This window comes from Weissella tructae (assembly GCF_000732905.1).
Lineage (GTDB): Bacteria > Bacillota > Bacilli > Lactobacillales > Lactobacillaceae > Weissella > Weissella tructae.
The window spans coordinates 160,107-183,671 of record NZ_CP007588.1; the positions used below are offsets into that span (position 1 = coordinate 160,107).

Here is a 23,565-nt window from a genome sequence, read left to right on the forward strand (position 1 = left end):
CGCATAATAAATAAAAAGCACTGATGTCTCATACATCAGTGCTTTTTATTTGAAAAAATAGGAGACCCTGCCTATAATGAGATATTGATTATTTAAGAGATGAGGAAGAGACATGAGTGATATTGATATTAACAATGCAATTGATTACCGTAATTTAGGGGATGACTTTAAAGGGCTTAGTAATGAAGATATTATGCAAGCACTTGACCAACGTCGCGGTGAGATGATTACTGTTTTACAAAATATTAGCCATGACTTCAATAAAGCGACGGCCGTACGTAACCATAATGCTTTTTCAGGTAAGGAAATTGTCTTCTTGAATCCAGATAATCCCATGGATACTGAAAATGAAGAAGGTGCCAAGCGTTGGAATAAAAAAGGGGCCGTTGGTGCCCAACATTATGAACACATTAAGCATGCCCGTATTAAAGATTACGAAAAGTTGTTTTCTGATTGGCGCGCTGATGGCTACACGATTTATGCAGTAGACAATACACCTGGATACGAATTAACAAGTATCTTTGATGTTCAACTGCCTGCGAAAAGTGTCTTCTTGTTTGGAGAAGAACAAATCGGTTTAGCTGATGCCTTGATTGAAGCTGCGGATGGTATGATCTATATTCCGCAAACAGGATCTGTTCGTTCGGTGAATGTTTCTGTTGCGCACGGCATTATTAGTGCCTTATATTCTGCCCAACATCCAATTCAACTGTAAAACGAATGGCATAACGTTCTATATAGATAATAGATAAAAAAGGAGCCCTAACAGAAATGTCTGTTAGGGCTCCTTTTCATATTGACGCTTAAACTAATAATTCAAATTCCAAATTATTGTAGTTATCACGTTCGCGAATTTGGCGGTAACCGAATACTTGTTCTTCACGAGTTAGTAGATCCGTGTGCCAATTAATTGTTTGTTCGTCGCGAGCAAACATATCTTCTTTCAACTTATTGATAAGTGATAGGACCTTTGTGGCGTTGTCAGCAGTCACTGACATGTACGCACGTTCGTCGTTTCCATACTTTTTTGAGATACGCTTTAGCGTTACAATCATAACTTGGCGTGTGTAAGCAGGGTTACGGTTTAATCGAACGCTAACGTTAATATGGTTGAAATTGTTATCACGACTATATTGTAATAATGTCGCTAGGAATAATTCTGGATTGATTTTATCTTCTTTTTTTGACATGATGACCTTCCTCGTTTTTTGCTAGTATAGCATGATTTGGCGCGTTAAATATTGATTATAAAAAAACTTTCGAAAAAGTGTTGACATTACATAGGGTGGTCTGTAATATTATACGAGTTGTTAAGGGCAAGCCGCTAAGGCAAGCACGAGACAGCAAATCGTTTAAAAAACTTTCTTAAAAAAGTTGTTGACATTCAGTTAACTACTTGATAAGATAATTAAGTTGTCTCAGGGAGACGTTAGTCAAACGAAACAACGAAGTAGATCATTGAAAACTGAATATCGTTTCGATGTAACAAATGTGTAGGTCGACCAACTATTAGTTGGTCCAAACATTTGCGAAGTCAATTCGCTAGTAAATTCGTTTAACATCTGTTAAACAACAAAAAAAATTGAGTTATACTCAAACTTCAAATTGAGAGTTTGATCCTGGCTCAGGATGAACGCTGGCGGCGTGCCTAATACATGCAAGTCGAACGCACTGTGGTTCAACTGATTTGAAGAGCTTGCTCTGATATGACGATGAACATTGCAGTGAGTGGCGAACGGGTGAGTAACACGTGGGAACCTACCTCTTAGCGGGGATAACATCTGGAAACAGATGCTAATACCGCATAACACTAGCAACCGCATGGTTGCTACTTGAAAGATGGTTCTGCTATCACTAAGAGATGGTCCCGCGGCGCATTAGTTAGTTGGTGAGTAATGGCTCACCAAGACGATGATGCGTAGCCGAGTTGAGAGACTGATCGGCCACAATGGGACTGAGACACGGCCCATACTCCTACGGGAGGCAGCAGTAGGGAATCTTCCACAATGGACGAAAGTCTGATGGAGCAACGCCGCGTGTGTGATGAAGGGTTTCGGCTCGTAAAACACTGTTGTAAGAGAAGAATAGCATCAAGAGTAACTGCTTGGTGTGTGACGGTATCTTACCAGAAAGGAACGGCTAAATACGTGCCAGCAGCCGCGGTAATACGTATGTTCCAAGCGTTATCCGGATTTATTGGGCGTAAAGCGAGCGCAGACGGTTTTTTAAGTCCGAAGTGAAAGCCACAGCTTAACTGTGGAAGTGCTTTGGAAACTGGATGACTTGAGTGCAGTAGAGGAGAGTGGAATTCCATGTGTAGCGGTGAAATGCGTAGATATATGGAGGAACACCAGTGGCGAAGGCGGCTCTCTGGACTGTAACTGACGTTGAGGCTCGAAAGTGTGGGTAGCAAACAGGATTAGATACCCTGGTAGTCCACACCGTAAACGATGAGTGCTAGATGTTTGGGGGTTTCCGCCCTAAGTGTCGCAGCTAACGCATTAAGCACTCCGCCTGGGGAGTACGACCGCAAGGTTGAAACTCAAAGGAATTGACGGGGACCCGCACAAGCGGTGGAGCATGTGGTTTAATTCGAAGCAACGCGAAGAACCTTACCAGGTCTTGACATCCTTTGACCACGCCAGAAATGGCGCTTTCCTTCGGGGACAAAGTGACAGGTGGTGCATGGTTGTCGTCAGCTCGTGTCGTGAGATGTTGGGTTAAGTCCCGCAACGAGCGCAACCCTTATTACTAGTTGCCAGCATTCAGTTGGGCACTCTAGTGAGACTGCCGGTGACAAACCGGAGGAAGGTGGGGATGACGTCAAATCATCATGCCCCTTATGACCTGGGCTACACACGTGCTACAATGGCAAGTACAACGAGTCGCTAACCCGCGAGTACGCAAATCTCTTAAAGCTTGTCTCAGTTCGGATTGTAGGCTGCAACTCGCTACATGAAGTCGGAATCGCTAGTAATCGCGGATCAGCACGCCGCGGTGAATACGTTCCCGGGTCTTGTACACACCGCCCGTCACACCATGAGAGTTTGTAACACCCAAAGCCGGTGAGGTAACCTTTTAGGAGCCAGCCGTCTAAGGTGGGATAGATGATTAGGGTGAAGTCGTAACAAGGTAGCCGTAGGAGAACCTGCGGCTGGATCACCTCCTTTCTAAGGAAAATCGGAAACCTACACATTCGCATTGAAACGATATTTAGTTTTGAGTGGTTTACACTCAATGTAATAGACGAGAGAGAACCTCGGGACTGTAGCTCAGCTGGTTAGAGCGCACCCCTGATAAGGGTGAGGTCGGAGGTTCGAGTCCTCTCAGTCCCATTCTACGGGGAATTAGCTCAGCTGGGAGAGCACCTGCTTTGCAAGCAGGGGGTCATCGGTTCGATCCCGATATTCTCCATTGCCACTCACGTGGCAGTGACTTAGATCTTTGAAAACTGAATAATATTGTAAATTTTAAATTCATTTCAAATTAATTATTTAATTAAATTGAGCCGAAAAAAAATACACCGCGTAATTTTTTTGAGTTTTTTTAAATTTAGTTTAAATCGCATGTGGCCTTGAGCCACATACTCAAACTTGAATCATCAACGTAAGTTGATAGGTTAAGTTATTAAGGGCGCATGGTGGATGCTTGGCACTAGGAGCCGATGAAGGACGGGACTAACACCGATATTCCCCGGGGAGCTGTAAGTGAGCTTTGATCCGGGGGTTTCCGAATGGGGGAACCCAGCTTGTGTATGCAAGTTATCACCTGATGAATACATAGTCAGGTTGAAGGTAGACGTTGTGAACTGAAACATCTCATTAGCAACAGGAAGAGAAAGAAATATCGATTCCGTCAGTAGCGGCGAGCGAAAAACGGAAGAGCCCAAACCAATGTGCTTGCACATTGGGGTTGTAGGACTGTCGTTGTGGAGTTACAAAGTTGTTTGTTAGCAGAATCAGCTGGGAAGCTGAGCAGGATAGGGTGATAGCCCCGTATGCGAAAACAAATAACCTCCCGTACAGGATCCTGAGTACGGCCGGACACGTGAAATCCGGTCGGAATCCGCGAGGACCATCTCGCAAGGCTAAATACTCCCTAGTGACCGATAGTGAACCAGTACCGTGAGGGAAAGGTGAAAAGCACCCCGGAAGGGGAGTGAAAAAGTTCCTGAAACCATGTGCCTACAAGAAGTCAGAGCCCGTTAATGGGTGATGGCGTGCCTTTTGTAGAATGAACCGGCGAGTTACGATAACGTGCAAGGTTAAGGTGGAAAGACCGGAGCCGTAGCGAAAGCGAGTCTGAAATGGGCGCTTGAGTACGTTGTTGTAGACCCGAAACCAGGTGACCTACCCATGTCCAGGGTGAAGGTGCGGTAAAACGCACTGGAGGCCCGAACCGTGCATGTTGAAAAAATGCTGGGATGAGGTGTGGGTAGCGGTGAAATTCCAATCGAACTTGGAGATAGCTGGTTCTCTCCGAAATAGCTTTAGGGCTAGCCTCGGAATGAAGCGTGTTGGAGGTAGAGCACTGTTTTGGTGCGGGGCCCATCTCGGGTTACCAAATTAAGATAAACTCCGAATGCCAATCACGTATGTCCGGGAGTCAGACAGTGAGTGATAAGATCCATTGTCGAAAGGGGAACAGCCCAGATCGTCAGTTAAGGTCCCTAAGTGTGTGTTAAGTGGAAAAGGATGTGGAGTTGCATAGACAACTAGGATGTTGGCTTAGAAGCAGCCACCATTTAAAGAGTGCGTAATAGCTCACTAGTCGAGTGATTCTGCGCCGAAAATGTACCGGGGCTAAACACACCACCGAAACTACGGGTGCCACGTAAGTGGCGCGATAGGAGAGCGTTCTATGGGCGATGAAGTCAGACCGTGAGGACTGGTGGAGCGCATAGAAGTGAGAATGCCGGTATGAGTAGCGAAAGACAGGTGAGAATCCTGTCCACCGTATGACTAAGGTTTCCTGGGGAAGGCTCGTCCTCCCAGGGTTAGTCGGGACCTAAGGCGAGGCCAAGAGGCGTAGTCGATGGACAACAGGTTGAGATTCCTGTACCAGGTGAACATGTTTGAACGATGGAGGGACGCAGAAGGCTAACAGATCCCAGCTGATGGATATGCTGGGTTAAATCATAAGTCTTAGAGTGAGTTAAATGCTTGCTCTTCCAAGGACAAGTGATGATGAGGACCGAAATAAAGTAGGGAAGTCTGTGATGTCACGCTGCCAAGAAAAGCTTCTAGTTAGTGTTTACCTGCCCGTACCGCAAACCGACACAGGTAGTCGAGGAGAGCATCCTAAGGTGAGCGAGTGAACTCTCGTTAAGGAACTCGGCAAAATGACCCCGTAACTTCGGGAGAAGGGGTGCTCAGCGAAAGCTGAGCCGCAGTGAATAGGCCCAGGCGACTGTTTATCAAAAACACAGGTTTCTGCAAAATCGTAAGATGACGTATAGGGGCTGACGCCTGCCCGGTGCTGGAAGGTTAAAAGGAGTGCTTAGCGCAAGCGAAGGTACGAATTGAAGCCCCAGTAAACGGCGGCCGTAACTATAACGGTCCTAAGGTAGCGAAATTCCTTGTCGGGTAAGTTCCGACCCGCACGAAAGGCGTAACGATCTGGGCACTGTCTCAACGAGAGACTCGGTGAAATTTAAAGACCCGTGAAGATGCGGGTTACCCGCGACAGGACGGAAAGACCCCATGGAGCTTTACTGTAGCTTGATATTGAGTGTTTGTGCAGCTTGTACAGAATAGGTAGGAGCCGTTGAAATCGGAACGCTAGTTCGATGGAGGCATCAGTGGGATACTACCCTCGTTGTATGACCACTCTAACTCACATCGCTTATCGCGATGGAAGACAGTGTCTGGCAGGCAGTTTGACTGGGGCGGTCGCCTCCTAAAAAGGTAACGGAGGCGCTCAAAGGTTCTCTCAGAATGGTTGGAAATCATTCGTAGAGTGTAAAGGCACAAGAGAGCTTGACTGTGAGACTTACAAGTCGAGCAGGTACGAAAGTAGGACTTAGTGATCCGGTGGTTCCGCATGGAAGGGCCATCGCTCAACGGACAAAAGCTACCCTGGGGATAACAGGCTTATCTCCCCCAAGAGTCCACATCGACGGGAGGTTTGGCACCTCGATGTCGGCTCATCGCATCCTGGGGCTGTAGTCGGTCCCAAGGGTTGGGCTGTTCGCCCATTAAAGCGGTACGCGAGCTGGGTTCAGAACGTCGTGAGACAGTTCGGTCCCTATCCGTCGCGGGCGTAGGAAATTTGAGAGGAGCTGCCCTTAGTACGAGAGGACCGGGGTGGACGTACCTCTGGTGTATCAGTTGTTCCGCCAGGAGCATCGCTGAGTAGCTATGTACGGATGAGATAAACGCTGAAAGCATCTAAGTGTGAAACTCGCCTCGAGATGAGATTTCCCATTCTTTATGAAGTAAGACCCCTCAAAGATGATGAGGTAGATAGGCTAGAAGTGGAAGTGCGGTGACGCATGGAGCGGACTAGTACTAATGGTTCGAGGACTTAACCAAGTTGAACAAAACGTGGTGTTAAGGCTCAATTAAAGAGTGAAGTAAAATTTACATATTATTCAGTTTTGAGAGACGTAAGTCTTGAAAATATCGTGTTGTGATGATGGCATTGAGGCCACACCTGTTCCCATACCGAACACAGAAGTTAAGCTCAATAGCGCCAAAAGTAGTTGGGGGATCGCCCCCTGCGAGGATAGGACGTCGCAATGCAAACGAGAAACACCATCAGAAATGATGGTGTTTTTTTTGCGTTCTTTTATTTTTAAGACGCTCTATTCATATGAAAAGAGAAAACAATGATGTAGGGCGTGAATATGTTGTAGCATTTAATGGTATGAGTGCAATAAGTAAGCAAAGATGTAATCGATGTCAGGCAAAGGTATTAAGGTGGATGGTCGGTCCACAAGGGAAATACTGTTGGACTTGTTCATCTATGGGAACGGTCACTGATCATAAGTCGTTAGAAGTTATAGCAACAAATAAAAGAATTGATGTACCCAAATCTTTGATGCGTTGGGAGGGAACATTAACCAGTCAGCAAGCCAAGCTTGCGGAGTACTTATGTAGAGAGACAAAAGAAAATCAACTGGTACACGCAGTTACTGGGGCGGGCAAGACAGAAATGTTGTATCCTGTGTTAGAAAAATACCTGAGTGCCTATGCGAGGGTAGCCTTTGTGGCACCACGAGTTGATGTGGTCCATGAAATTGCAGCACGTTTAAAACCAATCTTTAATGTGACACAAACAACGATGACCGGGGAACAAAAAGATACGCATCAGTATGGTCAGCTAGTATTTGCGACTATTCATCAGTTATTTAAATTTAAAGACGCATTCGACTTAGTCATTGTGGATGAATGTGATGCATTTCCTGTCTATAGGAATAGCTGGTTACAAGGTGCGATTACAAAGGCATTAAAACGAAATGGTCGCTTAATCTGTTTAACGGCAACATTGCCAAATGATTTACATCAACAATATGGAATTACAAAGGAGCATACGTTACAGTTATATTGTAGGTTTCATGGGTATCCATTACCGAATCTGATAATTAGATATTGTCGAAATTGGCGGCGGAAATTTCCAAAAGATGCTTTACAGGTTCTGAAAAATCAAAAGAGCCCAATCTTAATTTTTGTGCCAGAAATTAAAGACTGTGTATACGTCAAAAATATCCTTGAATCAGTGTTAGGCCAATCGGTAGGCATAGTGTATGCGGGTATTGAAAATCGATCAGAGACAATCAAACATTTTAAGCGTGGGCAGACACACTATCTGGTTACCACGATTTTGCTAGAACGTGGGGTCACATTTCCGGGAATTGATGTCATGATTATTGGCGCAGAATCAGCGATTTTTAGTACAGCATCGTTAATTCAAATCGCGGGACGTTGTGGTCGATCTATCGATAGGCCGACGGGATATGTCTATGTGTACAGTGAATGGAAAATGCGTAAAATAACGCGAGCATATTCAGAAATTAAGAGGATGAACAAATGAATTGTTGTTTATGTGAGAAAGTAATAACGAGTAATCTGAGTTATTTACTTAGAAATGTGTACCTTTAAACAGACAATTGTCAGGGTATGCGTTCTTTGTCGGCAAGCATTTCAACCAGTGAAAGCAAATCGCTGTTATTGGTGTGGAAATGCAGTTAATAAAGATAAGTGTAGGCAATGTAAGGCACGAGGTAAAACAGAGCGACATGTTGCGTTGTACGCTTATAATGATGCTATGCGAGCTTATATCGATCTGTTTAAATTTTCGGGGGGATATCATTTAAGAGAAGTATTTTCTAAAGAGCTGCAAAGGGAGATTCGAAAGCTGGGGCATCGTATAATTGTGCCAATTCCAAGCAGTCGTGAGACGCTTGACCAGCGGGGATTTAATCAAGTTGAAGCATTATTAGATGGATTAGTCATTCATAGCATGTTGAAGTGTATTGCATATGAGAAAACATCGCAACGAACATTAAGTCGCATTGATCGATTACAAAGTACACAACCATTTATGATGAATTTTGATATGAAGTTACCGGATAAAAGTGAGAAAATTTGTCTAGTAGATGATATTTATACCACTGGGCAAACAATTTCTCATGCGACGTCCTGCTTACGTAGGTATGGGTTTGTTGACATTGTGAGTGTGTCGTTAGCACGTTAAAAGGTTGATAACGCTTTCAAACTTAATTGAACTACGTTATAATATTAATACTAAGAGATTAGTAAAAAAAACATCATGAAAATGATGGGATGTAGATAGGAGAATTATTATGTTAAACTATCAAGTTCGTGGAATTAATTTTGAAGTAACTGAGGCTATCCAAGAATACGTTGAAAAGCGTGTTTCAAAGTTGGAGCGTTATTTTAAGGATGACGCCGACTATACAGCCCATGTAAAGTTGACAGCAAATAAGAACAAGCAATTTACAGTAGAAGTCTTGATTCAAACACCATACGTACTAGTACGTGCGGAAGATACACAAGAAGATTTGTATCAAGCAATCGATTTCGTTGTCGAAAAGTTGGAACGTCAAGTACGTAAGTACAAGACAAAGGTTAACCGTAAGTCACGTGAAAAGGGCTATAAGGGACTAGAGTTCGATGTTGAAGACATTGATATTGAAGAACCAGAAGACAGCTTGAACATTGTGCGTAAGAAGAGTGTTGAACTAAAGCCAATGGATCCAGAAGAAGCAGTGCTACAAATGGAATTGTTGCAACACGACTTCTACATTTTCATTAACGCTGAAACGGACCAACCAGGGGTTGTCTATAAGCGTAAGGATAACAAGTATGCTTTGTTGGACGGTGAACAATAAAGTGCTAAAATTAAAATAGACTTTCTAAGATGACTTAGAAATAAAAATCAAATCCACGTCTGATGACTATCAGCGTGGGTTTTCTTTTAGGGAGGATATATGGGTATGGGAATGTCTAATAAGAATCTTTATCAAGCAACACCAGATGAGGTTGCTCATGAATTAGACTCAGATTTACAAAAAGGATTAAGTCAAACAGAGGCAAAAGCCCGTCTGACAACCTATGGGGAAAACGCCTTAGAAGGGGCTAAAAAAACAACGCTGCTTGAGAAGTTTTTGAATCAGTTTAAGGACTTGATGATTGGTGTACTGTTGGCTGCGGCACTGATTTCAGTATTTGTGGGTGAAGGGGCAGACGCATTAATTATCTTAGCCGTGGTATTCTTGAATGCGATTTTTGGTGTCTTTCAAGAGTCTAAGGCAGAAGATGCAATTAACGCATTGCAAAAAATGTCTGCGCCAAATGCGAATGTATTACGTGATGGACAAGTTGTTACAGTTCCTGCAGCTAACTTAGTACCAGGTGATATTGTTATGCTTGAAGCTGGTGACGTTGTGCCAGCTGACTTGCGCTTAATTGAAACAGCCAATTTGCAAATTGAAGAATCCGCGTTAACTGGAGAATCAGTTCCTGTAAATAAGGATGCGCAAACATTAGATGATGTAGATCTACCATTAGGTGATCGCATTAATTTGGCATTTATGAGTTCTAATGTGACCCACGGTCGTGGAACTGGAATTGTTACGGCAACTGGAATGCAAACAGAAGTCGGAAAGATTGCGGGTATGTTAGACAAGACGCAAGCAACCAAGACACCATTGCAAGAAAGTCTAACGCAATTAGGTAAGGTATTGACGGTTATGATTTTAGTCATTGCCGTTGTTGTATTCATTGTTGGGATTCTACGTGCCCCAGGTGGCGCAACAAGTCAAACCGTGATGGAGATGTTACTAACAGCCATTGCTTTAGCCGTTGCGGCCATTCCAGAAGGATTGCCGGCCATTGTGACGATTACATTGGCGCTTGGAACAACACGTTTAGCAAAGCGTCATGCATTGATGCGTAAGCTACCCGCCGTTGAAACATTAGGGGCAACACAAATCATTGGTTCCGACAAAACGGGAACATTGACGCAAAATAAGATGACCGTGGAAAAGTACTATGTTGATGGTGTCTTATTTAATGCAGATACACCGTTGGCTAGTGATGGACAAATGTTAGCGGACATCATGGCTTTGAACAATGATACGAAAATTAATTCAGATGGTGAGAAGTTGGGTGACCCAACGGAAACGGCTTTGATTACATTTAATGAAGTCCAAGGGCGTCATGTACCTGATTTGTTGGCGGAATATCCACGTGTTAATGAATTATCTTTTGATTCAGAACGTAAACTAATGTCTACGTTCCATGAAATGAATGGGAAGATTATTATTACTGTTAAGGGAGCACCTGATGAATTATTAAAGCGTGCTAAGCGACAGTTGGTTGATGGTAAGGTTCACACATTGACAGATGATGAAAAGACAACGTTGCTTAATGTGAACGATGATATGGCACGACAAGCATTGCGTGTTTTGGCTTTTGCATACCGTGAAGTGGAAACATTGCCCACAGACGTTACAAGTGAAACAATTGAAGATGATTTAGTCTTTGTTGGATTTGTTGGGATGATTGATCCTGAACGTCCAGGTGTTCAAGAAGCCGTGTTAGAAGCAAAATCTGCGGGTATCCGTACGTTGATGATTACCGGAGACCATAAAGTAACGGCTGCGGCCATTGCACGTCGTTTGGGTATCTTAGAAGAGACACAGGGTGATGAGGCCATCATTACTGGAGCTGAATTGGATCAATTGTCAGACACTGAATTTGATAAGCAAGTTGTGAACTATTCAGTTTATGCACGTGTGGCGCCTGAACATAAAGTGCGAATTGTTAAGGCCTGGCAAAAGCAAAATAAAGTGGTTGCGATGACTGGAGATGGTGTCAATGATGCCCCAGCGTTGAAGACTGCGGATATTGGAATTGCGATGGGAATTACAGGAACAGAAGTTTCAAAGGGAGCTTCTGATATGATTCTTGCAGATGATAATTTCGCTACGATTGTCCATGCGGTTGATGAAGGGCGTAAGGTGTTCTCTAACATTCAAAAGGCCATTCAATATCTATTGTCAGCAAACTTGGGTGAAGTGTTGACTTTGTTTGTGATGACAATGATGGGATGGAGTATTTTGGCGCCAGTTCATATTTTGTGGATTAATTTGGTAACAGATACTTTGCCAGCGATTGCGTTGGGAGTTGAACCTGGTGAGCCAGGAATCATGAAACAAAAACCACGAGGACGAACGACAAACTTTATGTCTGGTGGACTAGGTAGTGCGATTATTTATCAAGGTATCCTAGAAGGAGCCATTACACTGTTTGTCTACTGGTTTGCATTAACATATCCAGTACATGCAACGGATACGGCAATTCACGCTGATGCGTTGACAATGGCCTTCATTACTCTGGGATTAATTCAATTGTTCCATGCCTTTAATGCTAAGAGTATTTATCAATCATTATTTACGATTAAGCCATTTAGTAATAAGGCATTCAATTGGAGTATTGCGATTGCAGCGACATTGATGGCGGTAACTGTATTAGTTCCTGGATTAAATGGGATTTTCCATGTGACAGAATTAGATTGGCATCAATGGTTATTGGTTCTAGGTAGTTCATTTGCAATTATTCCGATTGTTGAATTGGTAAAACTATTCCAACGTCGTGTCTTGCATAAAGGATAAATATGGCTTGAATCAAGTTATATGAATTAAAATAAGGTATAAAAAGACGAATTCAAAATGTTGAATTTGTCTTTTTTTATGGTCGTTGATCTATACTGTTAGAACCAGTCAGCTACAAGGTCTGTGGTATAATAGATACCAAAATCTAATATAGAAATGAGTAATAATCATGGTTAAGAACAAGTTTGGAAACCCACAACAATACGCAATGCAATTGAGTGAAATTGTACAAAAGACAGAAGAAATCGGAACAAATGTTGCACCTTTCTTTGCTAAGCTAGAAGAAGCAATGCAAGCTGACAAGTTGGCCGAAATGCCTAAAAATGAATTCCAAGAAATCGCGGCTGAATTTGATGAAACAGTTGAAGCATACGAAGAAACAATTACACGTATGAAGCAATTGAAGGCACCTGTTCGTGTTATGGGTACACACCAAAGCATGATGACAACATACCGTGAATATGTTGACGCCACACGTCAAATGGCAGAATCATTGGATGTAACAAAGCAAGAAATTGCACAACCTGCTTTTGGTGAATCAGAAGTGGCACAAGAAGATTTGATGGATAAGTTTACGGCACAAATTAACCGTATTTTGACATCAGTTTTGTAATTTAAAGAGGTTAAAAATATGAGTGGGGATGCATTAATTAAGCAAACTGCTGCAGAGTTAGATTTGCCGGTACATAAAGTATCTGCAGTCAGTGCTCTGTTAGCAGAAGGAAATACAGTCCCTTTTATTGCGCGTTATCGTAAAGAGGCGACTGGTGACTTGGACGAAGTCCAAATTCGTGATGTTCAATCTGTTACTAAGCGTTTAGAAGACTTAGCAGCACGTAAGCAAACCGTGCAAAAGGCGATTACTGAGCAAGGTGCTTGGAATGATGCTTTGGCTAAGACGCTACAAAATGCTGAAACGATGCAGATGGTTGAAGATATCTACTTACCGTACAAGCAAAAGCGTCGTACGAAAGCAACAATTGCTAAAGAAGCTGGCTTGATGCCTTTTGCGCAAGAAGTACAAAAGTTCTCAGCGGTTAATTTAGATGATGTTGCTGCAAAGTATGTGAATCCTGATGCAGATATCGTCACAATTGATGACGTTTACGCAGGGGTTAACGAAATTTTTGCTGAAGTCATTGGAGAAAATGCGGGATTACGTGATTGGGTACGTCAATATACACGTAAGAATGCGCAGCTTGTGGTCAAGCAAAAACGTGGTAGTCAAGAAAAGGATCCGCAAGAGATTTATAAGTTATATTATGAATTTGCTATGCCGATGCAAAAATTAGCTAATCACCAAGTCTTAGCAATTAATCGTGGTGAGAAGGCTGGTGTCTTGTCTGCTGGTTTGGATGTTGATGTCGAAAGTATCTTACGTTATTTGAATTTCCGTCTAATTGGTTCTAAGACTGGTCCGTCAGTTGATGTGTTACAAAATGCAGCACAAGAAGCTTATAAGCGATTCATTGGGCCGGCGATTGAACGTGAGTTACGTAAGGAATTATTCGAACAAGCATCTCAAGATGCGATTGATGTATTTGGTAAAAACTTATATCACTTATTGATGGCGTCACCATTGCGTGGACAAATCGTTCTTGGTTTTGACCCTGGAATTCGTACAGGATCTAAGCTAGCGGTGGTTGATGAAAATGGTAAATATTTGGATAAGGCTGTCATTTACCCACATAAGGCTGCGAAGTACGATCCTGCTGGAGCGAAGAAAATCATTGTTAACTTAGTTAAGAAGTATGGCGTACAATTAATCGCAATTGGAAATGGGACAGCTAGTCGTGAATCACAAACCTTTATTGCTGATTTAATTCGTGATGAATTACCTGGTGTTCAATATGCTGTGGTAAATGAAGCTGGAGCATCTGTCTATTCGGCCAGTGATATGGCACGTTCAGAATTCCCGGATCTACAAGTAGAACAACGTTCTGCCATTTCAATTGCTCGTCGATTACAAGATCCGATGGCGGAGTTGATTAAGATCGATCCAAAAGCGGTAGGGGTTGGACAATACCAACACGACTTACCAACGAAAGAATTGGATCAAGCTGTGGATGCAGTTCTAGAAACAGCAGTTAACCAAGTTGGAGTTAATTTGAATACAGCATCAGCGCCATTGTTGATGCATATTGCAGGGTTAACAAAAACAACCGCATCGAACATCGTGACATATCGTGATGAGAATGGTCCTTTTGGTTCTCGTGCTGCGCTAAAAAAGGTGCCCAAATTGGGTCCTAAGGCGTTTGAACAAGCCGCTGGATTCCTTCGTATTCCTGATGGTACAAATGTCTTAGATAATACAGATATTCATCCAGAATCATATAAAGCTGCGAAAGCACTATTACAAAAGGTCGCAACTAAGCCTGGTAATGATGCTAAAATGGCATTCCAAAAGCTTAACAAGCAAGCACTTGCTGATGAGCTTGAAATTGGACTACCAACATTAGAAGACATTATGACTTCACTAGGTGAACCGGGACGTGATTTGCGTGATAGTGCCAGCGGTGCTATCTTACGCTCTGATGTTTTATCTTTGAAAGATTTGAAGCCGGGGATGCAACTTCAAGGGACGGTACGTAATGTGGTCGACTTTGGTGCGTTCGTTGATCTAGGTGTTCATGAAGATGGATTAGTCCATATTTCACGTATGTCTAAGCGTCGTGTTAATAATCCACATGAAGTTGTGGCGGTTGGAGACATTGTTAAAGTTTGGGTGATTGATGTCGATATGAAGCGACAACGAATTGGCCTAACGATGTTACCACCAAAAGAAGAAAACGCGTAATAAGTTCAAGCAGGCTATCTTGTGATTACGGAGATAGTTTGATAGGATATGGTGTACACAAAAATGTACACGTCGCGGTCGTGGCGGAATTGGTAGACGCGCAGGATTAAGGATCCTGTGGTAGAAATACTGTGCGGGTTCGATTCCCGCCGACCGCATATAATAAAGACATCTCTATGTATTTAGAGGTGTCTTTTTTTAATGTTGAAATATGTGTTAACATATTAATAGTAAGAGAAATGGAAGGAGGATGCGTATGAGTAACTGTGAAACCTGTTGTTGTCAGGTAACTGACATTGAGTTAATAAATGTACCACAACCTGTGATGCATATGGTCAGTGGGCTGGATGTTGATATTGCATCCTCTGAAGAAGATGGACCACTTCCGGTCGAAGATGAACCTCCGTGACGACGCTGTTATTTATTGCTTATTGCGTTAAAAAACGGGGAGGAACATCATGAACAACGAACACAACGAACACAACGAACACAACGAACACAACGAACACAACGAACACAACGAACACAACGAACACAACGAACACAACGAACACAACGAACACAACGAACACAACGAACACAACGAACACAACGAACACAACGAACACAACGAACACTGTGAGAACCATACGATGCATCATGACATGATGAACATGGATGACCACATGCATATGAGCCATCATGAGGGAATGGACATGTCAGCAGGACATATGCATCATATGATGGATATGGCAGATATGAATCGTCGATTCTGGGTGTCATTAGCATTAACAGCGGTCGTCATTGTATTATCTCCGATGATGGGAATGAATTTACCGTTTACGATAACTGGATTACCAGGCCAAAATTGGCTGGTCTTAGCATTGGGTTCAATTTTGTTTTTTTATGGCGGAAAACCGTTCTTTGATGGTGCAAAGCAAGAGTTGAAAAGTAAAAAGCCAGCAATGATGATGTTGATTACGATGGGGATTAGTGTGGCGTACTTTTACAGTGTGTATGCGACAGTTGTTAACGCATTATCTGCAAATGCTCACGTGATGGACTTCTTTTGGGAGTTGGCGAGTTTAATCGTTATTATGCTGTTAGGGCATATCATTGAAATGAAAACAGTGATGCAAGCCGGTGATTCTGTGGACGCACTGGCCCAATTAGTGCCTAAACAGGCGCATGTTATCTTGCCGAATGGTCAAACGCAGGATATGCCAATTGATCATGTCACAACAGATGCGACACTCGTTGTTAAAGAGAATGAACGTGTACCGATGGATGGAACGATTATTTCTGGAATGCCTACTTTAGATGAATCTCTTTTGACTGGTGAGTCTCAGGGGGTTATGAAGCATGTTGGGGATAGCGTGGTCGGTGGTGCGCAAAATATGAATAGCGCATTTACCATGCAGGTGACACAAACAAGTACCAGTGGATTCTTGGCGCAAGTGCAACAATTAGTGAACCAAGCACAGCAACAAAAATCCAATGCTGAAAATATCGCAGACCGTGTGGCGGGCTGGTTGTTTTATGCAGCAATTACAGTGGCGTTGATTGCATTAATTGTATGGACAAGTATTGCAGGATTTAGTGCCGCATTACCATTTGTTGTGACGGTTCTAATTGTGGCTTGTCCACACGCCTTGGGATTAGCGATTCCCTTAGTTGCAGCGCGTACAACAGGGCTTGCAGCGCAAAGTGGCTTGTTAATTCAAAATCGTAATGCGTTAGAACAAATTAACGAAGTTGGCTATCTGTTAATGGATAAAACAGGGACACTAACAGAAGGTAAATTTACCGTCCATGCTGTGCAATCTTTTGACGACAATATGACTAAGGACGATGTATTACGTTTAGCGGCTGCGTTGGAACAAAATAGTACACACCCTCTTGCACAAGGAATTGTCGCTAAGGCAGATGCTCAAGATGTACCAATGGTGACAAACTTCATGAACATGCCTGGGGCAGGTGTTATGGGACAGATTGATGGTCGTGAAGTCTTAGTCGTTAATGCCACGTATCTAGATCAACATCACATTGCATACGATCAAGCTAGTTATGAAGATAATATGAAGCAAGGGTATACCGTGAGTTTTGTCGTGGTTGATAATATTGTCTGTGGATTAATTGCCGCGGGGGATGAAATTAAATCAGACGCTGCTCACCTTGTGACTGAAATGCGAAAGATGGGCATTGAACCTGTAATGGTGACAGGTGATAATCAAGCTGCCGCTGAAAAGGTCGCACATGTCTTGGGCATTAAATTAATGCATGCACAATTAATGCCAGAAGATAAGGTTGCGTTGGTAAAACAATATCAAGAAAAAGCGGGTGTTATTATGGTCGGGGATGGTGTTAATGATGCGCCTGCACTTGCACAAGCAACGATTGGTGTTGCAATTGGCGCAGGAACTGCGGTGGCTATTAATTCTGCTGACGTCATTCTGGTGGATTCTAAACCAGCGGATATTCTTAGTTTGGTCACATTAGCAAAGAATATGCGCCGTAAGATGATTGAAAATCTGTGGTGGGGTGCTGGTTATAACGTCATTGCCTTACCATTGGCGGCTGGACTTTTGGTGCCTGTAGGTATTGTACTCGGCCCATTGGCTGGTGCGGTATTAATGTCATGTTCAACCATTATTGTGGCGCTAAATGCACTTAGTTTGAAAGTTAAATAATATTGTGGACAGCTTGCAGAGCATTTCTGTGAGCTGTTTTTTCTTTATTAGCGCGATTGTGTAGACATATACCGTAATTAATGGAGAAATATTAGAAAAAAGGTTGACGTTAAGCGGTATTCGATGTAATATATACTATTGTTATGGAGGATTACCCAAGTCTGGCTGAAGGGAACGGTCTTGAAAACCGTCAGGTCGTGAAAGCGGCGCGTGGGTTCGAATCCCACATCCTCCTTTTCTTTTATTATCGCGGGATGGAGCAGTCTGGTAGCTCGTCGGGCCCATAACCCGAAGGTCGTAGGTTCAAATCCTGCTCCCGCAATTTATGGAGAATTACCCAAGTCTGGCTGAAGGGAACGGTCTTGAAAACCGTCAGGTCGTGAAAGCGGCGCGTGGGTTCGAATCCCACATTCTCCTTATTTAAAAACATATCCCAAATGCTTGGGGTATGTTTTTTTTTAACCAAAATGGGAGGCTGAGTATGGAAAAGTTAAAGTTACATTTTCTAAGTTATGCAGGAATCGCATTGTTGATGACGATTGTCACGGGAGTGTTATTACCTGTATTTGGGGATATTCCAGCAATTTATCATTTAACCGATGAACGTGTTACCTATGGATTGATGGCTGTTAGCGCATTATTTATTCTATGGACAAGCGTCCAAATGTTGCGTCAAACAGTACGCGAATTAAAAGCAAATGGGACGGGATCTGTGATCTTAGTCGCTTTTGGACAAGTGATGTTACTATCTGTAATTATTTGGCGATACATGGAACACAGTACAATGCATGATTTGTTTATGGGTGTTACATTGCCTATTTACTTTTTGAGTGTTTGTATTGTGTATTTGACTTTAAATTGGAGCCAAAATCAAGAAGAACAAGGACGCTTTCCTGCTAATATGCAACGTAAAACACGTGCATTGACAGCTGTTATTGCACTGATGGGCTTCTGTAGCTTGGCTATTTTTGCTTACCGTGGTGACATACAAGTAGCGCTTTTGGTAAGTGGTTCTTTGTTTATGGTTGCAGATCCACGTTGGCCAATGATTCGCGTCAGTCAATTACGCAAGAAAGAAATTCAACGACTATCTAATCATGGTATTGACGTTTTGCGTGATGCCAGTTTAGACCAATTACCAGGTCTTAAAAATGTGATTGTTGAAAAACAAGGTATCTTAACTGACCAAGGATTCAAAGTATACTCAGTCAATTCACTAACAAACGAGTTGAGTGAATATGACGTTTTGACGATTGTGGCTAGTTTAGAAGCTGATCTATCTGATGAATTTAGTCGTACCGTTGTTGAATTTGCAAAAGAGCATGGTGTTTATCCAGTGCCTGTTGCAGAACAAACCGTCTTACCAAGTGTTGGTGTCCAAGGGGAAGTGTTTGAGACTGAATATGCATTAGTGATGGCATCATATGCACACCAACAACAATACAAAGTGAACGCTAACAGACTGGAAGCTATTTTAGCATTGGGAAATTCAGTCCGTTTATTAGTTCATGACGATACCGTTATTGGGGCGGTAAATTACGGTGAGAGTTTCCGACGTGATTTAGGTGATCTTGATCAATACTTTAAGACATATGGTATGGATGTACGTCTGGCGACAACTGACACAATGGGTTCTGTACGACCAGTTCGTGAAATCATGAAGAGTGTTGTTACCGTGCAAGCAGATTTGACTGCGGCACAACAATACGCGCAACAAGCATCATGGGCAGAAGAAGTCCCAACGTTATTCTTAACGACTGGTGCAGTGCCAGCGAAGGTTGACCCTGCCGTTGTCATCAAATCAGGTGATAATGAACGTAGTGCGGATATTATGTTGGCTGAAATGGAACAAATGTCTGTCGTACATCAAACGGCATTGAAAATGCGCCGTATTAATCGTTGGACAGCAGTACGCTGGACGCTTTGGACAATTTTATTGGTCGCTGCATTATTTACAACTGAATTAGGTGTTAACGAATGGCTAATTGTGCCAAACTTGGCTATTTTAATTCGTGCAATTATGACACTTATTTTGAACTTGTTAGACCCAGAATTGAAATAATTATGAAATAGAGACTTAGGTCTCTATTTTTTTGTAATCCAGCAGTCATTAAATTGACATTAACACGTATAAACCTTAAAATTAAACTTGTGTGAATAGCACCCAAATCGTGTTAGTAGTTACTAACATAGAGACAGGAGAAATATAATGGAGAACTTACTCATGTTTATCCTTGTTTCGTTTGCCGCAATCGTAATCGGTGGTTTTCTGGGTTATTTTTTTGCGAATAAAGCAATTAATAAGCGACTTTCAGATGCCCATAGAAATGCAACAGATATCACGAATCAAGCAACTGTCGAAGCGACACAATTAAAAAAGTCTGCTTTGGTGGAAGCTCGAGATGAAAGCCAACGTTACCAAGACCGTATTGAATCTGAACTACAAGAACGTCGTTCAGAAGTAAAAGTACAAGAAGAACGACTTGTTAGTCGTGAATCTGTATTAGATCGTAAAGATGCTTCGTTGCAAAAGCGCGAAGAAGGAGTTGTTGATAAGGAAAAGATTCTGGATCAACAACGTCAAAGTGTCTCAGATAAGTTGAAGCATGCAGATGCTTTGGTTGATGCACGAGAAACAAAGTTAAGTGAAATTGCCAATCTTGATCAAGAAGAAGCACGTGAACGCGTGTTAGCTGAAACGAAGGATGCTTTAGCAGCCGAACGTGCAGTCATGATTAAGGAAAGCAATGCCCAAGCCAATGCTGAATCAGAAAAGCGTGCCAAGGAATTAATCGTTGGTGCCATTCAACGTTCTGCAGCGGACATGGTAGCTGAAACAACTGTTTCAGTTGTTAATTTGCCTAATGATGATATGAAGGGACGAATTATTGGTCGTGAAGGACGTAATATTCGTGCCTTGGAGACAGTAACTGGAATTGACGTTATTATCGACGATACACCAGAAGCGGTTGTATTGAGTGGTTATGACCCAATTCGTCGTGAAATCGCCAAGAATACATTGGACAAGTTGATTTCCGATGGACGTATTCACCCAGCTCGTATTGAAGAAACTGTTGAAAAGTCTCGTAAAGAGATGGACGAACATATTCGTGAAGTTGGGGAACAAGCTGTCTTTGATCTAGGGATTCATAACATGCATCCTGATTTGATTAAGACAATTGGACGTTTGAACTACCGTACAAGTTATGGTCAAAATGTCCTAGTTCATTCAATCGAAGTTGCGAAGCTATCAGGTTTGTTAGCTGCGGAACTTGGAGAAGATGTTACACAAGCCAAGCGTGCTGGTTTGTTACATGACATTGGTAAGGCGATTGACCATGATGTTGATGGATCACACGTTGAATTGGGTGTTGAATTGGCAACCAAGTACAGCGAACGTCCAGAAATCATTAACGCAATTGCGTCTCACCATAATGATGTAGAACCAGAATTCGTTGTATCAGAATTAGTAGCAGCCGCAGATTCAATCTCAGCTGCTCGTCCAGGGGCTCGTTCAGAATCTTTGGAAAACTATGTACAACGCTTGAAGCAATTGGAAACAATTGCCAACGGATTTAGTGGTGTTGATAAGTCATTTGCTATCCAAGCTGGTCGTGAAGTACGTGTTGTTGTTGAACCAGCAGCCGTGTCTGATCTAGAGGCTACTGTTTTGGCACATGATATTAAAACACAAATTGAAACAGAGTTAGATTACCCAGGTCACATTAAGGTGACGGTTATTCGTGAATCTCGTTCAATTGAATACGCGAAATAAAGAAAAGAGCGATAACTTCGGTTGTCGCTCTTTTTTTGCGTCTTAATAGGGATATGTCTCGTTAGTGTAGAAGTGAGCCTAAGAGGTTCTATATTAAGGAGGTAGGGTATGTTGTGGGATAACAAGAGGAGGCCTTTATTTTGTTGATCGATTACAGACAATCAATGTGAAATGAGAGGCGAAGACATGAGTGAACCAATCCAACCAACTGTAAAAGTGCCAATTTCAAAAGCAAAATTCTATGGCTATATGACGAAAGATGAAGCCAAAAAAGCAACAAGTGGGACTAGCAAAGGAGCAGCCCCACAATTATTGCGTACATTATTTGTAGTATCTAATGTTCGTGATTCCGAATTGATGTCTATGGCACAATTTTTTATGGATATGGGAGAAGAGGAAGTTATTTCTCACATTTTGTTGACGAAAAATACGCTAACAACGATTGGAAACTAAGGAGGCGGATATGGCTAAGTTAAATGTGACTTTTATTATGGATGCAAGTGACCGTGCAAAAGACGTTATTTGGACAATTGACCGGATTGATAAGAGCGTAACACTCGAACAAGCAGAAAAAACTTTAAAAGTTTTAAAGCGAATCGAATTTTTGTTAAAAGCTAACGGAGAGCACTTATACGGGGATGTACAGGAGATTCAAGCCGAAATTTTAGAGGAAAAACCAGTGCTTTCGGTGTCGAAAGTCTAATGAAAATGAAAGAAAACTGTTTATTTTACAAGTGAATAGGGTATAATAATCGTATTCAGAATGTTGCGGAGTTACGCCACATAACACGTGTTATGAGACAACTCTAGCCTGACTCAGAAGAACCCCAACGCGCAGGGGTTCTTTTTTTATTCAATCGTGAGTAGGCGGAATTTAGAGCGGATTTGTGTATATTTAATATAAATCATCGTGAAATACATTGTAAGACGTATATAGAGTAGTTAAAACGATTTAAACGAAACGTATGCTAGACATAAAGAAAACCACGCCGGATTCACTGGCGTGGTTTTTAATTTATGCAATTGTTTAGAAATGGTCACCACTACGAATTGTATTCGGAACAATGACAAAATCAACATCCTTTAATGCATTCAAATCAGAACCACCGGCATATGAAATCGCAGATTGTAGATCTTCGTGCATTTCGCGTAATGTTGAATGAATGCTACCACGGTATGGCACCATTAGCTTTTTTCCTTCGACGTTTTTGTATTCACCTTTTTGGAATTGTGAAGCTGAACCAAAGTAAGCTTTGAATGTTTCACCATTTAGCGTCATCAACTCACCAGGATTTTCATCATGACCAGCTAACATAGAACCGACCATCACCATTGTGGCACCAAAACGAATTGACTTAGCGATATCTCCATTTGTACGTAGGCCTCCGTCAGCAATAATGGGCTTAGTTGCGACTTCAGCACATTGTTGGATGGCGGCTAATTGCCAACCACCTGTACCAAATCCAGTCTTTAGCTTTGTGATACAAGCCATACCTGGACCAACACCAACTTTGGTAGCGTCTGCACCAGCGTCTTCTAACGCAGTAACAGCGTCAGGTGTTGCAACGTTACCGGCGATAACAAATGATTCAGGCAGTTTTTCCTTGATGTAACGGATCATATCAATGACAGAATCTGAGTAACCATGGGCAATATCAATCGTGATATATTCGGGTACTAGGTGTTCAGTGACTAATTCGTCAATGAAGGCATATTCTTCAGGTTTAACACCAACAGAAATCGAAGCAAATGTACCTTTTGCATGTGCTTCTTTGATGAAAGCGATACGTGTTGTTGGATCGAAACGATGCATCACGTAGAAGTAACCATCCAAAGCTAGTTGTAATGACAGTTCCTCGTCCAATACGGTTTGCATGTTGGCAGGCATAACAGGTAGCTTGAATTGTAAGTTACCTAGTGTCACGCTAGTATCCGCTTGGCTACGGCTAGTTAAGATACAACGGCGTGGAATAAGTTGCACATCTTCGTAATCAAATACTTTTGTTTCAATCATTGTTATCCTCTTTCATCAATTAAAGTTCGTGTTTTGGTCTGTTATTTATTTAATAGACCGCTTGAATTAGATTATACACGAAATATAATTAAAAAAACACAATATAATTCGGTTAATGGTATATGTTTAGATTTTATACCGCTAATCGTTCGTTTTTTGGTATAATAT

General features: G+C 42.2%; 14 protein-coding genes, 6 tRNA genes and 3 rRNA genes. 21 read left to right on the forward strand and 2 right to left on the reverse strand.

Going from position 1 to position 23,565, the window contains the following annotated elements:
• The first annotated feature begins 112 nt into the window (after positions 1 to 112).
• Positions 113 to 715 (forward strand): TrmH family RNA methyltransferase, encoded by a 603-nt coding sequence (locus WS08_RS00730; RefSeq protein ID WP_009495577.1) that lies wholly within the window; start codon positions 113 to 115, stop codon positions 713 to 715.
• Between the two features lie 88 nt (positions 716 to 803).
• Here the strand turns inward: WS08_RS00730 and WS08_RS00735 are convergent, their stop codons facing one another.
• On the reverse strand, positions 804 to 1,190 hold the full coding sequence (locus WS08_RS00735) for a hypothetical protein (protein ID WP_009495576.1): 387 nt from the start codon (positions 1,188 to 1,190) through the stop codon (positions 804 to 806).
• A 411-nt stretch (positions 1,191 to 1,601) separates the two neighbouring features.
• On the opposite strand from WS08_RS00735, the gene WS08_RS00740 reads away from it, so the two are divergent.
• The 20 genes from WS08_RS00740 to WS08_RS00840 all read left to right on the forward strand — a co-directional run bounded on the left by WS08_RS00740 (position 1,602) and on the right by WS08_RS00840 (position 22,086).
• Positions 1,602 to 3,170: ribosomal RNA gene (locus WS08_RS00740) — 16S ribosomal RNA — on the forward strand.
• Between the two features lie 91 nt (positions 3,171 to 3,261).
• Positions 3,262 to 3,335 (forward strand) — tRNA-Ile (locus WS08_RS00745).
• Between the two features lie 6 nt (positions 3,336 to 3,341).
• A tRNA-Ala gene (locus tag WS08_RS00750) sits at positions 3,342 to 3,414 on the forward strand.
• A 203-nt stretch (positions 3,415 to 3,617) separates the two neighbouring features.
• Positions 3,618 to 6,533: ribosomal RNA gene (locus WS08_RS00755) — 23S ribosomal RNA — on the forward strand.
• Between the two features lie 93 nt (positions 6,534 to 6,626).
• A 5S ribosomal RNA gene (gene rrf / locus WS08_RS00760) occupies positions 6,627 to 6,743 on the forward strand.
• Together the 16S, 23S and 5S rRNA genes with 2 tRNA genes alongside form the textbook arrangement of a ribosomal RNA operon.
• 70 nt (positions 6,744 to 6,813) lie before the next feature.
• On the forward strand, positions 6,814 to 8,034 hold the full coding sequence (locus tag WS08_RS00765; protein ID WP_009495564.1) for a DEAD/DEAH box helicase family protein: 1,221 nt from the start codon (positions 6,814 to 6,816) through the stop codon (positions 8,032 to 8,034).
• A 342-nt stretch (positions 8,035 to 8,376) separates the two neighbouring features.
• Positions 8,377 to 8,697, forward strand: a complete 321-nt coding sequence (locus WS08_RS06870; RefSeq protein WP_144242007.1) for a ComF family protein — start codon at positions 8,377 to 8,379, stop codon at positions 8,695 to 8,697.
• Between the two features lie 109 nt (positions 8,698 to 8,806).
• Positions 8,807 to 9,355 (forward strand): ribosome hibernation-promoting factor, HPF/YfiA family, encoded by a 549-nt coding sequence (gene hpf, locus WS08_RS00775; protein WP_009495562.1) that lies wholly within the window; start codon positions 8,807 to 8,809, stop codon positions 9,353 to 9,355.
• A 111-nt stretch (positions 9,356 to 9,466) separates the two neighbouring features.
• Positions 9,467 to 12,142 carry a calcium-translocating P-type ATPase, PMCA-type gene (locus tag WS08_RS00780; RefSeq protein WP_009495560.1) on the forward strand — a complete coding sequence of 892 codons (2,676 nt, stop codon included), beginning with the start codon at positions 9,467 to 9,469 and terminating at the stop codon, positions 12,140 to 12,142.
• A 169-nt stretch (positions 12,143 to 12,311) separates the two neighbouring features.
• Positions 12,312 to 12,755 carry a hypothetical protein gene (locus tag WS08_RS00785; RefSeq protein ID WP_009495558.1) on the forward strand — a complete coding sequence of 148 codons (444 nt, stop codon included), beginning with the start codon at positions 12,312 to 12,314 and terminating at the stop codon, positions 12,753 to 12,755.
• Positions 12,756 to 12,773: 18 nt separating this feature from the next.
• Complete coding sequence (locus WS08_RS00790) at positions 12,774 to 14,939, forward strand: Tex family protein (RefSeq protein ID WP_009495556.1); 2,166 nt, start codon at positions 12,774 to 12,776, stop codon at positions 14,937 to 14,939.
• A 74-nt stretch (positions 14,940 to 15,013) separates the two neighbouring features.
• Positions 15,014 to 15,097, forward strand: a tRNA-Leu gene (locus WS08_RS00795).
• A gap of 300 nt (positions 15,098 to 15,397) precedes the next feature.
• A complete protein-coding gene (locus WS08_RS00805; protein ID WP_009495555.1) occupies positions 15,398 to 17,608 on the forward strand; it encodes a copper-translocating P-type ATPase in 2,211 nt (736 codons plus the stop codon).
• 145 nt (positions 17,609 to 17,753) lie between these two features.
• Positions 17,754 to 17,843, forward strand: a tRNA-Ser gene (locus WS08_RS00810).
• 13 nt (positions 17,844 to 17,856) lie between these two features.
• A tRNA-Met gene (locus WS08_RS00815) sits at positions 17,857 to 17,930 on the forward strand.
• Between the two features lie 5 nt (positions 17,931 to 17,935).
• Positions 17,936 to 18,025: transfer RNA gene (locus WS08_RS00820), tRNA-Ser, on the forward strand.
• A gap of 64 nt (positions 18,026 to 18,089) precedes the next feature.
• Positions 18,090 to 19,670 carry an HAD family hydrolase gene (locus WS08_RS00825; protein WP_009495554.1) on the forward strand — a complete coding sequence of 527 codons (1,581 nt, stop codon included), beginning with the start codon at positions 18,090 to 18,092 and terminating at the stop codon, positions 19,668 to 19,670.
• A 147-nt stretch (positions 19,671 to 19,817) separates the two neighbouring features.
• The gene (gene rny, locus WS08_RS00830; RefSeq protein WP_009495553.1) at positions 19,818 to 21,383 is read left to right on the forward strand and encodes a ribonuclease Y; all 1,566 of its coding nucleotides are present in this window, start codon (positions 19,818 to 19,820) and stop codon (positions 21,381 to 21,383) included.
• Positions 21,384 to 21,569: 186 nt separating this feature from the next.
• The gene (locus WS08_RS00835; RefSeq protein ID WP_009495552.1) at positions 21,570 to 21,836 is read left to right on the forward strand and encodes a hypothetical protein; all 267 of its coding nucleotides are present in this window, start codon (positions 21,570 to 21,572) and stop codon (positions 21,834 to 21,836) included.
• A gap of 10 nt (positions 21,837 to 21,846) precedes the next feature.
• On the forward strand, positions 21,847 to 22,086 hold the full coding sequence (locus WS08_RS00840) for a hypothetical protein (RefSeq protein ID WP_009495551.1): 240 nt from the start codon (positions 21,847 to 21,849) through the stop codon (positions 22,084 to 22,086).
• A 324-nt stretch (positions 22,087 to 22,410) separates the two neighbouring features.
• On the opposite strand, the gene WS08_RS00845 is transcribed toward WS08_RS00840, so the two are convergent.
• Positions 22,411 to 23,397, reverse strand: a complete 987-nt coding sequence (locus WS08_RS00845) for a GMP reductase (protein WP_009495550.1) — start codon at positions 23,395 to 23,397, stop codon at positions 22,411 to 22,413.
• Between the last annotated feature and the right edge of the window lie 168 nt (positions 23,398 to 23,565).

Excerpts from the sequence above, each read along its gene's own strand:
- WS08_RS00735 (WP_009495576.1), bottom strand. The coding sequence starts at position 1,190 with ATGTCAAAAAAAGAAGATAAAATCAATCCAGAATTATTCCTAGCGACA.
- WS08_RS00765 (WP_009495564.1), top strand. The coding sequence starts at position 6,814 with ATGAAAAGAGAAAACAATGATGTAGGGCGTGAATATGTTGTAGCATTT.
- WS08_RS00805 (WP_009495555.1), top strand. The coding sequence starts at position 15,398 with ATGAACAACGAACACAACGAACACAACGAACACAACGAACACAACGAA.
- WS08_RS00790 (WP_009495556.1), top strand. The coding sequence starts at position 12,774 with ATGAGTGGGGATGCATTAATTAAGCAAACTGCTGCAGAGTTAGATTTG.
- WS08_RS00730 (WP_009495577.1), top strand. The coding sequence starts at position 113 with ATGAGTGATATTGATATTAACAATGCAATTGATTACCGTAATTTAGGG.
- WS08_RS00825 (WP_009495554.1), top strand. The coding sequence starts at position 18,090 with ATGGAAAAGTTAAAGTTACATTTTCTAAGTTATGCAGGAATCGCATTG.
- WS08_RS00785 (WP_009495558.1), top strand. The coding sequence starts at position 12,312 with ATGGTTAAGAACAAGTTTGGAAACCCACAACAATACGCAATGCAATTG.
- WS08_RS00835 (WP_009495552.1), top strand. The coding sequence starts at position 21,570 with ATGAGTGAACCAATCCAACCAACTGTAAAAGTGCCAATTTCAAAAGCA.
- WS08_RS00845 (WP_009495550.1), bottom strand. The coding sequence starts at position 23,397 with ATGATTGAAACAAAAGTATTTGATTACGAAGATGTGCAACTTATTCCA.
- WS08_RS00840 (WP_009495551.1), top strand. The coding sequence starts at position 21,847 with ATGGCTAAGTTAAATGTGACTTTTATTATGGATGCAAGTGACCGTGCA.
- rny (WP_009495553.1), top strand. The coding sequence starts at position 19,818 with ATGGAGAACTTACTCATGTTTATCCTTGTTTCGTTTGCCGCAATCGTA.
- hpf (WP_009495562.1), top strand. The coding sequence starts at position 8,807 with ATGTTAAACTATCAAGTTCGTGGAATTAATTTTGAAGTAACTGAGGCT.
- WS08_RS00780 (WP_009495560.1), top strand. The coding sequence starts at position 9,467 with ATGTCTAATAAGAATCTTTATCAAGCAACACCAGATGAGGTTGCTCAT.